The sequence below is a fragment of the Kitasatospora sp. NPDC050463 genome (assembly GCF_040655255.1).
Taxonomy (GTDB): domain Bacteria; phylum Actinomycetota; class Actinomycetes; order Streptomycetales; family Streptomycetaceae; genus Kitasatospora.
This window is the reverse complement of record NZ_JBFAJO010000026.1, coordinates 38,554-52,984: the sequence shown is the minus strand read 5'-3', so window position 1 is coordinate 52,984 and position 14,431 is coordinate 38,554. Positions and strand designations below refer to the sequence as shown.

Below are 14,431 nucleotides of genomic sequence, written 5' to 3'. Positions count from 1 at the left end.
ATCAGGAGACGAGGGTCTGCTCCTCCAGTTCCGTCAGCGTCACGGTGCACAGTCCGCCGCGCTCGGTCTTCACGTCCGTCACCTTGAGCTGGGTGCCCGGCAGGAGGATGTACTCCTCCTCGCCGGTGAACGCGGAGTAGCGCTGGATGCCCGTGGCCCGGACGGGGAGCACCTGGAAGAGCGTCCGCCGGCCTCGGCTGCCGAGGAAGCCCCGTGCCACGCCGAGCTGCGGCGTGCAGGAGGACACGCCCCACCAGGTCACCGTCCGTCCCAGCGGGTACTGCGCGCGCAGGTCCAGCGACACCCCGCGCCAGAGCGGCTCGGTGCGGGCCGGGAGCTGCGACACCGCCGCGAACAGCAGCCGCAGGTACGGGAGGTAGGGGACGATCCGGCTCCGGTCCGGGGAGCGCAGGATGGCGTTGATCTCCCGGTAGAACGCGGACTCGCAGGTGTAGAGGTAGAGGGCGGCGATCGCCTCGGCGGTCAGCCCGCCGGTCGTCTCCGCCGCCCGCTCGGTGCCGAACGCGTGCGACCGCTCGATGTGCCGGTCCAGACCGGACAGCAGTGCCGCCACCGGGGCGACGGCATCGCGGAAGTCCATCAGCGGGGTGTCGAACACGCCGGTGATCGCGGGGAGGACGAGTCCCTCGTCCTTGACGCTCGCGAGCCGTTCGAGGTACAGCTGGTGCAGTTCCATGGTGGACGCGATGAACGCGCCCATCCGCTCGGCGGTGTCGCCGCCCGCCCCGCCGCCCTGCGCCGCGTGCTCGTTCCACCCCTTGGCCGGAAGCCAGTCGATCTCGTCGGCTCCCAGTGACGCGAGGGCCGCGTTCACCGTGGCGAAGTGGTCGCCGTCGCAGAAGATGTCGCCCTGCGCCGCGGGGTTGGAGTGGTCGATGTGCCGGACCTCGACCTCGGGGTACTTCTTCTGGAGCTGGAGGACGACCTTCTTCAGGCTGCGTGCGTGCGCTCCCCACCAGGCGAAGACGACGCCCCGGTCCTCCTCGGCGGCGTTCTGCTTGGCCTGGAGGATCTCTTCGACGATCCGCTCGGCGACCGGCCGCCAGAACGCCGTGTGCCGGTCGGTCGCCGTCGTCCCGTCGCTGCTCGCGGTGAGGGCCGCGTTCAGCAGCAGCACGCCCTGGGTGAGCATCGCCTGGAACCACTCCGGCGGCTGGACGGTGTCCTGCTCCTTCAACAGCGCCCGTATGTCGGCGATCGGGGTCTTCTTGGGGATGCCGTGCTTCCACATCGCCGCCGCCTTGATGATGCAGCGGATGCTGACCACGCGGCCGAACTGACTGTCCTTCCAGTCGTGGAAGGTGTTGTCGAACATGGCGATGCCGGTGGCGCTCTCCGGCCTCGGGTAGGGGTTCTGGCCGAAGACGACGACCTTCCACCGGTGCGGCGCGTTGGGCTTGAGCGCCTGGAAGGTCAGTTCACGGACGGGAACGACGTCCGGGCCGCGGCCCGGGCCGATGAACGCGGCCGCGTCCGGCTGCGCCTCGATGACCGGCTTCAGCAGCGGGAGCCACGGTTCACCGCCGCCCTTGAAGAGTTCTGCGAGCGCCAGCGGGTCGTTCGGGTCGGACGGGGTGGGGGTGTTGGCATCGCTCATGGTGGTGTGACTCCGGATAACCGTGCTTCGGCGGGCAGGACGGGACGGCCGCACGGCCCACCGCCGACACCTCGGCGGCGGGTGAGGGCCCGTCATGTCCGCAACTGACTCCCCTGTTGTACCGGCCGGGTCCGACAGTCGACGGCCCGGGCGGCGGCCCGGACGGCGGCCCGAACGGCGCCGCCCCGGGAGGGGCCGGGCGCCGCAACCGGCCTGTCAGTGGCGCCCGCTAGCGTCATGACCAGTAGAGGAACCGTGTCTCGAAGGGGAGTGGAGCCATGACCACAGACCGCGCGCAGTCGCCGCTCAGGGTGGTGCTGACCGACATCAGCGCACCGGTGGTGGAGGCCTGGCGGGCCGCGTTCGCCGACACCCCGGGAATCGAGATCCGCCAGGGATCGATCCTCGACGAGGCCGTCGACGCCTGGGTCAGCCCCACCAACTCCCGCGGCCGGATGGACGGCGGGGTCGACGCGGTCGTCAAGCGGCACCTCGGAGCGGGCATCCAGCTGCGCGTCCAGCGGGCGATACGCGACCGCTTCGCGGGGGCGCTCCCGGTGGGCAGCGCGGTGTGCGTCCCCTCCGGGGCCACCCGCCCGAAGTTCCTGATCTCCGCACCGACGATGCAGCAGTCCTCACAGAACGTGAGTGAGACCTTGAACGTGGCCCTGGCGTGCGCCGCCGCGTTCCAGGCGATCCACCGGCAGAACGGGCAGGCCCCGGGCAGCATCGGGTCGGTGGCCCTGGTCGGCATGGGCGCCCGGACCGGCCGGGTGCCGGCGCGGGTCTGCGCCAACCTGATGTGGACGGGATACACGCTGTTCAACGACCACGTCTTCGAGGACGACGACGACCTGCGCGGCACGATCCTCGGGCAGCTCGACGACCTGGAGAGCGCTCCCGCCGCGAAGCGGGTCCGCATCACCCCGCCCGCCCGCCGCGGCACGCGCCGCTGACCGGGGCGCCTCGGTCGCGGAGTCCGGCCGCCCCCGGCAGGCTGGAAGGAGGAAGCGGACCACCCCGTCGTGACACCCGGCCAGGTCGGCACGCCGACGATCACTTTCACCGACCAGCAGACGATCGCCGTGACCTGCCCGCCCGCTCCGCAGGAACGCACACCTGCGGCGCCGGCCCCGACGGGCCGGCACCGCAGGTGGATCAGGGGTGGAGCAGGGGTGGATCAGGGCCGGATCGCGGACCAGGTCGCGGGCAACGGGTCGAACCAGCCGATGACGCGGCCGCCGCCGTCGTGGGCCGAGCCGGCGACGGCGGCGGGCGCGACGTGCAGGCCGTCGACCCGGCGGGCCAGGGCGGCGATGGCGACCTGGAGCTGCATCCGGGCCAGCGCGGCGCCCGGGCAGTGGTGGGCGCCCATGCCGAAGCCGAGGTGGGCGTTCTCGCCGCGCTCGATGTCGAAGGTGTCCGGGCCGGTGAACGCCCGCTCGTCCCGGTTGGCCGCGCAGAGCGCTCCCACCGCGACCTCGCCGCGCCGGATCAGCGTGCCGCCGACCTCGACGTCCACTGCGGCGTAGCGGGGGAAGGTCGAGGTGCTGTGGAACGGCGTGAAGCGGATCAGTTCCTCGACGGCGGACGGTACGAGGTCCGGCCGGCGGCGCAGCCGCTCCAGGTCGGACCGGTGGTGCATCAGGGCGCGCACGAAGTTCGACAGCATCAGGACGGTGTTCTGGAGCCCCGGCAGGAGCAACCGTAGCGCCGCCGTGACGAGTTGCCGGTCCGTGAGGCGGTCGTCGCCCTCGTCCCGGGCCCGGATCACGGCGCTCAGCAGGTCGTCGGCGCCGGCGCCGGCCGCGTCGCGTGCGGCGATCAGGTCGGCCAGCCGGCGGGCGAGGGCGCGACGGTCCTGCTGCTCGGCGTCGGACGGGGGCGATGCGGTGGTGGCCGCGCCGAGCAGCAACGCCCGGACCTCGGCCCGGTCCCCGGCGGGCACGTCGAGCAGCTCGCAGAGGACTTCGGCGGCGAGTGGTTTGACGAACCCGGCCATCAGGTCGACCGGGGTCCGCTCACCGTCCGGACCCTCGACACTGTCCAGCCGGTCCAGCCGGTCCAGCAGGTCGTCGGCGATCCTCTCCGTGGCCCCGCGCAGCCGCTCGATCCGCCGGGGCTTGAGGCCTCCCCTGGTCACCCGGTTGACCTGCGCGGACGTCAGCGCCGGGGCCTTCGCCGGCACGGTGGCCGCGCCCGGCCCGGGTGCGTCGGCGACGCCCGGCTCCGGCGGGGTCAGCCCGAACCGGCTGTCGGTCAGGATCCGGCGGACGTCGGCGTACCGCGAGCACAGCCACGCCTCGCCCAGGTCCCGGACCTCGACCCGGTGGAGCCCCTCGGTGGCGCGCAGACCGGCGTAGCGGTGGTCGAGGTCGAGGAGATGAGGCTCCCCGAAGGGGTAGTGCGGCACGTCCGGTGCGGGTTCGAGGTGAGTCACCGTGCGTTCCTCTCTGCGACGCGAGTGCGGACCGGAGACGCTCAGGAGCGCGGCGCGACCTGCCAGCCGAATCCGTCGTCGCCCCCGACCCCGACCGCCACGGCCGCGGCGGCGCGGCGGACGGGCGACCGGTGCTGGTCCGAACCGGCCTTGGTGTCAGCGAGGTTGCCCATGGTGCTGCCTCCGGGAGGTCTGCGGGATGAGTGTCGGAAACCTGTATACAGCGGCGTTCCGGCCTGGTCAGCCCCTTGCACCGGCCTCGGGGCGACATGGCAGGGACAGTCCGTTCCGGCGCCGGGAGGCCGGTTCAGGCCACGCCCGGCGGGGTGCAGGAAGTGACCACTACCGCCCGCTCCGGCCGGGGCCACAGCATGGGACCAGTCAGCAGCCCGCTGACGACCACCAGCCGAAGGAGACTGCAATGTCTGCGTTCGAGGAGCTTGAGGAACTGGTCAACACGATGGCCGCCGCCGAGCCGGCCGAGGTCGACGAGGACGGCATCGGCGACGTGGCGTGGAAGGTCTCGTACTCGACCTTCTACAACAACTAGCCGTGCCGGCAGGGGCACTCGTCGTACCGCTTCGGAGGGTCTCCTCCGGTCGGGCGACGGGTGCCCCTGCCGCGTCCGCTGCGCCGTTCCACACCGTCCGTGCGCGATGTGCGCCCGCGGATCCGCCCGGCGGGTCCCGTCGATCCGAGGAGCTCGACCATGAACTTCGTCATTCCGGACGAGAAGGTCCAGCAGGGCATCAAGGTCCTGCTGGACGACTACGTCCTCATCGAGAGCACCGACACCTTCGTCATCACCTACACCCCGGACAGCCGCGACCCGGCGGCGTGGTTGGCGCTCGCGCTCCGGCACCGGGGGTTCGCGACACCGATCGTCCCGATGCGCAAGCTGGAGGACCCGGAGTTCGCCGGGCGCCTGGAGGCGGTGCTCCCCGACCCTGCGACACTGCCGGGCCGCCTGGTCGTCCTCACGCTGGAGCGCGACACCATGTCGCACTTCAACGTCTTCGAGAACGCGCTGAAGAGGTTCGGCGGCGACCGCACGATGATCCTGCGGATCATCAGCGCCTCCACCGCGTTCTTCACCAAGTCGCTCAACCTCGCCCCCGCGCAGCTGACCCGGTTCAACGCGACGCTGCTGGAGCGGGTGAAGCCGGCCCGCAAGGTGCGGGTCACCAGCCGCGGCGGCACCGACCTGACGATCGAGCTCGACGCGGACAAGTACCACTGGATCAGCAACCGGGGTGTCTGGCGGCCCGGCGGCTTCACCATCCTGCCGGCCGGCGAGGTCGCGACCTACCCGGTCACGGTGGACGGCGTGCTGGTCGCGGACGGGGCGTTCAACGCCAACATCATCACCCCGCTGAACGCCAGCCTGGCCGCCAACCCCGTCCGGGTGGAGATCGAGAACGGCCAGGCGGTCAACCTGACCTGCGCCGACCCGCAGCTCGACGCGATGTTCCAGCTCTGCCTGAACAGCCCCTACGGCCGCAACGTCGGGGAGTTCGGTCTGGGCACCAACCGCGGCATCGACGAGTTCATCACCGCCAACTCGCACATCAACGAGCGGCGTTGCGGCGTCCACCTGGGGTTCGGCCAGCACAACCAGCGGGTGAGCAAGGTCCCGTACATCGCGGACGTCCACCTCGACCTGATCACCGCCGGCGCGCTGGTCTGGGTCGACGACGACCCGGAGCCGATCGACCTGGAGACCTTCACCGCCACCGACGCGGAGCACCCGGCGGACGCCCTGGACGAGGACATCACCGGCGACTGCTGCGGCCTGGGCTACGGCCAGCTCGAAGGCCTGGCCGCCTGCGTCGTCCCCGGCAGCCCGGTGAGGGTCCAGCGATGACGGCCGCGAACGGCACCGCGACGGCCGCCCCCGCGGCCCCGGTCTCCGCCGACGACTTCACCGACGACTTCACCGACGACTTCGCCCGGCGCGGCTACGTGATCCTGCGCGGCATCCTGGACGCCGGGGAGGTGGAGCGGGCGAGGGCCCTGTGCTCCGGCTACCTCACGGGTACCGGCTCGCAGGAGATGCTGACCAGCGACTTCCTGGCCGACGACTTCCTGGCCGGCATCGTGCTGCGCGAGCGCGTGGTGCGCGCCGTCAAGGAACTGCTGGGCGACGACCACCCGGTGCTCTACCCGAACTGCACCGCGCGCAAGAACGTCTACGTCCCCTGGCACGTCGACGCGACGTTCGTCGGACCGACCGCCGCGTACGTGTGGGAGCCCGGGTTCGCACACGTCCAGTGCGGGCTGTACCTGCAGGACAACGACCCGGTCGGCGGGGGCGGGATCGACGTGGTGCGCGCCTCCCACCTGATGTCCTTCGACGGATACGGCACCACCGAACCGGAGTTCGACATCCCGGCGCGGACGGTGGGCGAGTCCGACCTCCGCGAACGCGTCGATACCCGGGCGGGCGACGTCGTGGTGTGGAACGCTCGTCTGATGCACACCAGCACGACCGTCCTGCGCGACCCGGGCCGGGAGAAGTTCGGGGTCTTCTTCAGCTACGCCCGCACCCATGTGCGCGACAACCACCGGTTCCTGAGCCAGATCGCGGTGGATTCGATGCGCACGATGAACGGCGTCTCCCGGCTCATCCCCCGGCTGGCCGAGATCGCCCGCATGCGGTACCCGGAGAGCTTCCCGGCCTGGTTCGCCCAGGAGGCCGCCGACGCGGCCGTCCGCATCGTCACCCTGTGAAAGGACGAGCGACGTGACACCGACGACCCTGGCCGACGGGGGTGAGCAGACCTCGGCGTCGCCGGTGTTCCCCGACCGTCCGTTCCGGGCCCTGTGGGCCGCCACCGGCCTGTCCCAGGTCGGTTCGGCGGTCAGCAACGTCACGATCCCGATGTGCGCGGCGGTCACGCTGGGCGCCTCGGCCCTGGAGATGACCTCGCTGGCGGTGGCCGAGGTGCTGCCGTCCCTGCTGATCAGACTCCCGGCGGCGGGGTGGTCCGACGGGCTGCGCCGCCCGCGCGCGCCCATGATGGCGGCCTGCAACCTGGTGCAGGCCGCCATCATGGGCGCCGTCCCGCTGCTCTGGTGGCTCGGGGTACTGCACATGGTGCTGCTGCTGGTACTCGCCGCGGTGGCCTCGGCGGCGCTCGGGGTGTACTCCGCACTGGCCAGTCCGCTGCTGGTGCAGATCGTGCCGAAGGCGCATCTGGTGGAGGCCAACGGGAAGATCTCGGCGACCCGCAGCATCGCGGACATCAGCGGGCCCGCGCTCGGCGGGGCGCTCCTCGCCCGGATCGCGGCGCCCTACGTCGTCCTGGTCGACGCGCTGTCGTTCCTGGCCTCCGCGGCGCTGCTCACCCGGGTCCGGCCCGGGACGGCCGACGACGGGGCCGGCGCGACGGCGGACCCGACAGCTGATCAGGAGAACGCCGACACCCGCGCTGCCACCGGTGCCGACCCCGCTGCCGGGACCAGCCCCGAGAAGGCGACCGGCGGTACCTCGAAACCCCCGAAGCAGCGGCTCGGCGCCGCCGCCAACCTGCGGCTGGCGCTCGCGATGGCGCGGCAGTCCGGCGTCCGGGCGATGGTCGCGGTGGCCTTCGTCAACGGCGTCACCCAGCCGGTGCTCGTGCTGTTCCTCGTGCGGTCGGTACACATGGGGCCCTCACTGATCGGCACGCTGCTGGCGCTCGGCGCGGTCGGCGGCGTGACCGGCGGCCTGCTGGTCGGCCGGGCACAGAAGCGGCTCGGGTCGGGCCGGACCCTCGCCCTGGGCACCGCCGTCAGCCTGCTGTCGCTGGCCCTGCTGCCCTTCACCACCGCCGGTCCGAGCGCGATGGCCGGGCTGGTACTGCTGGAACTCGCGGGCAGCTTCGGGGGAACGCTGCTGGTCGCCACCGTCTTCGGGAGTCTGCAGGCCGCGGCGCCGAAGGACCGGATCGCCCAGGTGATGGCCATGGCGTTCGTGCTGTTGCAGGCCGCCAGCCTGATCGGGGTGCCGGTCGGCGGAGCGCTGGCCATCGCGTTCGGGACGCGGTGGGCGATGATCGCCGCCTTCGCGGTGATGGCCGCCGCGCTCGGCCCGCAACTCGTCCGCTGGGCCGTGACCCGGTGGGCACCGGACCCGCCGATCACCGTCTGACCGGCCCCCGGGCGCCGGGCCCTGACCACCGGCACCCGGACACCTGCCCCGAGTACCGGGCCAGGCCGCCCGCACACCGCGGCTCCCGCTCACCGGAGCCGCGGCGGCCGGGCGGCGCCACCGGCTCGGGACGGGCTCGCAACGAGGAAGGCGAAAGGTTCAGCGTGAATGCGCAACGGGTGAAGTCCGACCAGCCGGCCGGGACGGGACACGGGCGCGACGGCGCCCCCGCCCCCCGGGCCGGAACGCACGCCCCGGCCGGGAGCAGGTCGACTCATGTACCTGACCAAGACCACGGTTGACACTCCCGGCCCCGCGCCGCAGTCCGCGCGGGAGCTGCACCGGCACCTGCTGTGCAGCAGGGCGGGCACCGACTGCCTCCAGCACGCGCGGATCGAGGTCCATGAGGGCTTCGTGGTGTTCAACCTCTACGTGCAGGCCCGCGACCTGCTGGACGCGGCGCGGGTGGCCGTCCAGCTCTGCCGTCGGACCATGGCCGGCGCCGGCACCTGCCCCGGCTGGGCCGTCCGTTCGACGGAGGTGGGGCCCTGAGGGCGCCGGGCGAACGCGCCCTACTCCAGGTCGTCCGGAGTGATCCAGGCCCGTGAGACGGCCTGGGCCCCGGCCTGGAACCTGCTGCGCGCGCCGAGCCTGGTGTGCAGGTCCGACGCGACCCGACGGGCCGTGCGGACCGAGACGCCGAGCTGACGGGCGATCGCCTCGTCGGTCAGACCCGCCGCCAGCAGTCTGAGCACCTGCCGCTCCTGGCTCGACAGCCCGTCGTCGTCGCGACGGCGGGCCGCGCCGAGCACCGTCGCGGACCGCCACACCGAGTTGAACAGCGCGGTCAGTGCCGTGATGATCCCGACGCTGGAGATCACGACGGCCGCGGTGCCCTCCTGCTCGGCCGTGTCGAGCGGCACCACGGCCACCCGCCGGTCGACGATCAGCATCCGCAGGGGCAGCGACGCGGTGGTGCGCACCTCGCTGCCGAGCCCGCTGAGCCACTGGGCGTACTCCAGGGTCGGCCGGTGGTTGCGGACACTGTCCTGGTAGACGGTGCGCAGCCGCACCCCGCGGTCGATCGCCTCCGCGTCCAGCTCCCGGCTGGCGTTGATGTTCTCCTCGGACTGGGCGCCGCCCGGCATGAACGAGCTGGCCTCCCACTCGCAGCTGCGCGCGAGTTCGCTCAGCCGGTCGCGGATCGCCTCGATGCCGGACAGCCGCTCGATACCCGGCTCGGTCTCGACCGGCCGGCTCTCGGCACGCTCGGCCAGCAGGGTGGACAGCGCGGCGGTGCCCTCCTCGATCTGCTGGTGCCGGCGGGCCATCTCGGCCTGCTGGCGGGCCACCAGCGCGGAGAGTCCGATCTCCGGCCGGACGGCTCTCGGCGCGGGCCGGCCCGGGAACACCTGGAGCAGCGAGATACCGGTGAGCTCGTCGAGCGCGACCCGGATCTGGGCGTGGTCCACGTCGAGCCGGCGGGCCAGGACGTCGAGGCTCTCGTCCGGGTGCTGGAGCATCGCGAGATAGACGGACTCGGCGAGGCTGCTCAGCCCAAGGCCTTCGAACATTGACCACTCCCCCTGACTCGGCCCGGCGACTGACGTCGGCGCACAACTCCTGCCTGTTTTCGCCATGCACACACTGATCCGGCAATTGACGTTCACAGATTGGCACTTGACGTGGCCCCCCACAAGCGGGCCTGCGGAGTCCGGTCAGCGGCGCCGGCAGCGGTGTTCGGGCCGCCGGCGGGGCACCTCCCGAGCCGCGCCGGAGCAGGTATCGCCCGGCCAGCGTGGTCGCGCGGCCTCCGCGGGCGGCTCCGGTGCCGCCGGGGCCCGTGCTCGACACGGCGCGGCCGGGCGGGTGCCGTCCTCGCATTGGCAGGATCCTGCCGGACCCAGGCGCACGGCGGCGGCCCGGCGCAACCGGCCGCGCTCGCGCGCAGGCCCGCACCACCGGCGCACGGTCGCAGCACCGACGGGCGTGAGCACCGGAGCCGTGCGGGAGCCGTGCGGGAGCCGCCGGGACGGTCGGGACGGTGACGGCACCGGGGCGCGGGCGCCACCCGCCGGTCGGCGCCCTCCCGGGCCCCGGCGGGCGGCCCTACCGGGGCCCGGCCCCGCGCCGGGCGACGAGGTGGAAGAGGCGGGCGAGCCCGCGGTAGGGGTCGCGCAGTCCGGCCTGCCACTCCAGCTCGCACAGGTCCGCGAACTCCTCCGGCGACGGCTCACCGGACCGGTGGTCGGAGAAGACCCGCACGCCGAGCCACTCCACCGTCGGCGCCCCGAGCGCGGCCAGTCGCCGGCCCAGGTCCTGCGGGGTGTCCGGCCGGGTCGGCAGGTACTGGCCGCCCTGCTCGCTGGACTCCAGCAGGGTGGCCAGCGCGCCGCGCCAGTCGCCCTGCAGCCCGTCGCGCATCGCCTGGGAGTCCCGGTTGACGGTGAGCAGCGAGACCAGGCCGCCGGGCGCGGCCAGCCGCACCAGCGCGTCCAGCATCGGGTCCGGATCGGCGAGGTAGAGCAGGACGCTGTGGCAGCAGACGAGGTCGAATCCCGTCCCGACCAGCTCGGGGGCCTCCTCCCCGAGCCCCTGGACCAGGCGGACCCGGCGGCCGACCTCGGCGGGCTCCGCGGCGACGAGGTCGGCGGCGGCCCGGAGCAGCGTCTCGTCGTTGTCCACCACGGTCACCGAGTGCCCGGCCCGCGCCAGCAGGATCGCCTGCCGGCCGAAGCCGCCGCCGATGTCGACGACACGGCAGGGGCGCTGCGGCAGGTGCCGGGCCAGCGCGCGGGTGACGAGCTGGAACCGCACCTCGCCGCGGATGCCCCGGGCGTGGTCGAGGTAGGCGTGGGCCCGCTCCTGCGCGGAGTCCGTCCACATGTTCCGCTCCGGCCAGGTGGCGGGTTTCGTCATCGGCGTCGGGCCCTTCCTCAGTGCCGTCGTGGTGCCCGCGCTGCGCGACCTCGGCGGGCGGATCCCGGTGGGAGCCGGCTCGCAGCCAGTGTCCTGCTCCGGGCGGGCCGCTGTCGCGGGTCAGCCGGTGGCCGAAACCTGCACCGGCACGAACCGGCCCCCGTCGGCCGACCCGGCCGCTTCCGCCCGGCCGCGGCGCAGCGCCGCCGGCGGCAGCAACTGACCGCTTGTGGTCGGCGCCCCGGTCGGCTACCGCGCCGCGCGGGAGCCGCTGCCGGCGCCGGCGCCGGGGGTCGCACGGCGGGCGGTGACGGCGGGCGGTGACGGCGGGTCGCGACACGCGGTGACGCCACGTCACGTCACGGCGGGCGCCCGGACGGCCCGCCCCCGGTCAGGACTGCTGCGCCGCCAACGCACAGAGCTGGGCCCGGTTCGGCAGGCCGGTCTTGGCGATCAGGCTGGCAACGTGCTTCTCGACGGTGCGCGGCGAGATGTAGAGCCGGGCGGCGATGTCCTTGTTGCTGAGGCGGTCGGCCAGGAGCTGGAAGATCTCGTACTCGCGGACCGTCATGCCCTTGAGGCGCAACTGCGCCGGGATCCGGTTGCTGCCGGTGCGGTGTTGGCGGACGGGCGCACCGATCGCGCGGAGCAGGGTGCGGCAGGCGCCGACGACGGCGGTGGCGGACGTTTCGCGGAAGTGGTGCTCCGCCTCCCGCAGCCACCCCTCCGGGTCGCCCCAGCCGAGAGCGTGGGCCTCCTCGGCGATCAGCCGCTGCCCGAGGTGGCGGGCGGTCGGGTAGGGCGCGCCGGCCTCCTGGGCGAGCCGGGCCGCCCGGTCGGCCGCCTCGGGCTCCCCCTCCCGGCCGAGCAGCACGGCCTCGGCGAGCAGGACGAAGTGCCGGTTCCACCGCATGCGGCCGGCCGAGCTGGCGGCCACCCGGTCGAGGCGCTCGCGGTCGGCCCGGCCGTCGAGCAGGTCGAGGAGCAGACCGAGGCCGTGCCGGCCGCCGAGGTGGAAGGTGCTCGGGTTCTCGGTCTCCAGGGCCTGGAGGCCGGCCATGTCCCGGGCGGCCCGGTCGCGGTCCTCCTCCAGGAGGGCGCAGAACACCCGGGCCAGGCCGAGGGCCAGCGGCTCCTCGGGCGAGCCGCTGCCGCCCCAGCGGCCGAACTCGGTCAGCGCCTCCTCCATGGCGGCCCGGTCGCCCTGGTGGGCCGCCAGCACCGACCGGGTCATCAGCAGGTAGCGGGCCACCGGCGTCAGCCGCAGCCGTGCCGCCATGGTCAGCGCCTCGTCGCCCAGCGCGCGGGCCTCGGCGAACCGGCCGCGCAGGACGCCGTCCAGGGCGAGGATCCCGTCGAGGGTGTAGACGACGGTGACGGCGCCCAGGCGGCGGGCCTCGACGCGGGCCTCGTCCAGGGTGGCGGTGCTGCCGTCGGCCAGCCAGCGGCTGCCGCCGAGGCGGGTGAGCGCGTACATCCGCTGGAGCGGCAGGCTGTGCCGCTCGGCGGTGCTCATCGCCCGCTCCAGGTAGGTGATCGCCTCCGCCGGGTCGCGTTCGCGGGCGACGACGCCCAGCAGCTCCCAGGCCTGACAGGCGACCAGGGGCTGGTCGTGGCGCTCGGCGGTGTCGATCGCGGCGCGGGCCAGCCGTTCGGCCCGCTGGGTGCGGTCCTGGCCGGGCGTGTCGAGGCACAGGTAGGCCTCCACCACGTCGGTGAGGGCGGTGTGCGCCTCGTCCGGATCCGGTCCGAGCAGGGCGCGGGCGCGTTCGATCTGGTTGTTGCCGTCGGCCCAGCGGCCGGCCATGTAGGCGACCTGGGCGAGGCGGGTGTGCAGGGCCGCCAGCCGGGGGGCGCCCAGGCCGGCGCCGACGAGCTCCCGCAGGCTGCCGGCCAGGCTGAGCGCGCGGGTCAGCTCACCGGTCTCGGCGAGTGCGGGGAGCAGCGCCTCCAGGGCCTCGGCGCGGGCGGCGGAGTCGGTGCCCCCGGCCAGCAGGTGCTCGGCCCGGTCGAGCAGCGCCACCGCCGAGCCGACCGTGCCGTTGGCGAGGGCGCGGCGGCCGGCCTCGGTGAACAGCCGGCCGGCCCGGACCGGGTCACCCGCGTCGGCGCGCAGGGTCGCGGCCAGCGGGCACCAGTCGCCCCGCAGGTCGGGGTGGAGGGCCTCGATCGCGTCCGCGGCCTGGTGGGAGAGGGCGGCCCGGGCCGTCGGGGTGAGCTGGGCGAGCAGGGCCTCGGCGGTCAGCGGGTGCTGGAAGGCGTACCAGTCGGGGGCGGGTTCGTCGGCGGCGACCAGACGGGCCGTCACGCTGGCGTGCAGGTGGCTGAGCAGGCTCCGGTCGTCGACGCCGGTCATCAGCTGGAGCACGGACAGGGGGAAGCGCCGGCCGAGCACGGCGGCGGCGCAGAGCAGGGTCCGCCCCTGCGGGCCGAGTTCGTCGATGCGGTGGATGGCGCCTTCGAGGAGCGCCCTCGGCACGTTGCGGCGGAGGTTGCCGGCCACCCGCCAGGCGGCGTTCTCGCGGACCAGCGCGCCGCCGGTGACCGCGCCCTGGAGGAGTTCCTCGACCAGGAACGGGATGCCCGCGCTGTCCTCGCGGATCTGGGTCAGCACCTCGGCGGGCACCAGGCCGGGTTCGGTGTCCAGGCAGGAGGCGATCAGGTGGCCCACCTCGCCGCCGTCCAGCGGTGCCAGCCGGAAGACCGTTCCGCTGCGGCGCCGCCCGGCGGACTCGGCGAGCAGGAGGGCCTCGCCCGGCTCCGACCGGACGGTCGCCACCAGCATGACCGGCTGCTGTTCGAGGTTGTCGACCAGGTACTCGACGACGGCCAGTGTCTCGGTGTCGGCGTCGTGCAGGTCCTCCAGGACCAGCAGGCAGCCCTGGTCGCGGCCGGCGAAGGCGAGCAGCCGCAGGACGGCCTCGGCGAGCACCACCGTCGACCCCTGGTCCGGGGTGCCGGTGCCCCAGTCCGGTATGAGCCGGCCGAGCACCGGGCGGTACGGGCCGAGGCTCGCCTCGTCCGGTGACTCCCCGCCGCGCGAGAGCGGCATCAGCGCCTCGGTGAGCGGCCGGAGCGGCACCATCGGTCCGATGGTGCTGCTCCGGCCCCGCAGGACGCGGACTCCGGCGTCGACGGCCTCGCCGATCACCTCGGCCACCAGCCGCGACTTGCCGATGCCGCCCTCGCCGACCAGGAAAGTGGTACAGCCTTGCGACCGGCGGAGATCCCGCAGTGATTCGCCGAGTTTGGCGACTTCGGCATCACGGCCGATGAGATGGGCTGCCCGCACACGCATAGCCCCGGATAGTAGTCGCTATCT

At 73.7% G+C, this 14,431-nt stretch carries 12 protein-coding genes; 6 read left to right on the top strand and 6 right to left on the bottom strand.

The features are described from left to right. Position 1: 1 nt before the first annotated feature. Complete coding sequence (locus tag AB0J08_RS18410) at positions 2 to 1,618, bottom strand: ADP-ribosyltransferase domain-containing protein (RefSeq protein WP_360634619.1); 1,617 nt, start codon at positions 1,616 to 1,618, stop codon at positions 2 to 4. 278 nt (positions 1,619 to 1,896) lie between these two features. On the opposite strand from AB0J08_RS18410, the gene AB0J08_RS18405 reads away from it, so the two are divergent. Then, a complete protein-coding gene (locus tag AB0J08_RS18405) occupies positions 1,897 to 2,574 on the top strand; it encodes a macro domain-containing protein (protein WP_360634616.1) in 678 nt (225 codons plus the stop codon). A 224-nt stretch (positions 2,575 to 2,798) separates the two neighbouring features. Here AB0J08_RS18405 and AB0J08_RS18400 read toward each other — a convergent pair whose 3' ends face one another. Then, the gene (locus AB0J08_RS18400; protein ID WP_360634613.1) at positions 2,799 to 4,058 is read right to left on the bottom strand and encodes a cytochrome P450; all 1,260 of its coding nucleotides are present in this window, start codon (positions 4,056 to 4,058) and stop codon (positions 2,799 to 2,801) included. A 41-nt stretch (positions 4,059 to 4,099) separates the two neighbouring features. Beyond that, positions 4,100 to 4,231 (bottom strand): hypothetical protein, encoded by a 132-nt coding sequence (locus AB0J08_RS18395; protein ID WP_360634610.1) that lies wholly within the window; start codon positions 4,229 to 4,231, stop codon positions 4,100 to 4,102. A gap of 248 nt (positions 4,232 to 4,479) precedes the next feature. Between AB0J08_RS18395 and AB0J08_RS18390 the strand changes: the two genes are divergently transcribed. From AB0J08_RS18390 to AB0J08_RS18370, 5 genes are all read left to right on the top strand, one after another. Beyond that, the gene (locus AB0J08_RS18390; protein ID WP_360634607.1) at positions 4,480 to 4,608 is read left to right on the top strand and encodes a hypothetical protein; all 129 of its coding nucleotides are present in this window, start codon (positions 4,480 to 4,482) and stop codon (positions 4,606 to 4,608) included. Between the two features lie 159 nt (positions 4,609 to 4,767). Beyond that, complete coding sequence (locus AB0J08_RS18385) at positions 4,768 to 5,922, top strand: hypothetical protein (protein ID WP_360634604.1); 1,155 nt, start codon at positions 4,768 to 4,770, stop codon at positions 5,920 to 5,922. Next, positions 5,919 to 6,788, top strand: a complete 870-nt coding sequence (locus tag AB0J08_RS18380; protein ID WP_360634601.1) for a phytanoyl-CoA dioxygenase family protein — start codon at positions 5,919 to 5,921, stop codon at positions 6,786 to 6,788. Before AB0J08_RS18385 ends, AB0J08_RS18380 begins: the two co-directional genes overlap by 4 nt. 13 nt (positions 6,789 to 6,801) lie before the next feature. After that, positions 6,802 to 8,190: an MFS transporter gene (locus AB0J08_RS18375; RefSeq protein ID WP_360634598.1), complete on the top strand. Its 1,389-nt coding sequence runs from the start codon at positions 6,802 to 6,804 to the stop codon at positions 8,188 to 8,190. A 276-nt stretch (positions 8,191 to 8,466) separates the two neighbouring features. Next, complete coding sequence (locus tag AB0J08_RS18370; protein WP_360634595.1) at positions 8,467 to 8,742, top strand: hypothetical protein; 276 nt, start codon at positions 8,467 to 8,469, stop codon at positions 8,740 to 8,742. 20 nt (positions 8,743 to 8,762) lie between these two features. Here AB0J08_RS18370 and AB0J08_RS18365 read toward each other — a convergent pair whose 3' ends face one another. The 3 genes from AB0J08_RS18365 to AB0J08_RS18355 form a co-directional block, all read right to left on the bottom strand. Beyond that, the gene (locus AB0J08_RS18365; protein ID WP_360634592.1) at positions 8,763 to 9,764 is read right to left on the bottom strand and encodes a LuxR C-terminal-related transcriptional regulator; all 1,002 of its coding nucleotides are present in this window, start codon (positions 9,762 to 9,764) and stop codon (positions 8,763 to 8,765) included. A gap of 535 nt (positions 9,765 to 10,299) precedes the next feature. After that, a complete protein-coding gene (locus AB0J08_RS18360) occupies positions 10,300 to 11,109 on the bottom strand; it encodes a methyltransferase (RefSeq protein ID WP_360634589.1) in 810 nt (269 codons plus the stop codon). A 391-nt stretch (positions 11,110 to 11,500) separates the two neighbouring features. Continuing rightward, positions 11,501 to 14,407, bottom strand: coding sequence for an AAA family ATPase (locus AB0J08_RS18355; RefSeq protein WP_360634586.1), 2,907 nt, complete (start codon positions 14,405 to 14,407; stop codon positions 11,501 to 11,503). Positions 14,408 to 14,431 lie beyond the last annotated feature (24 nt).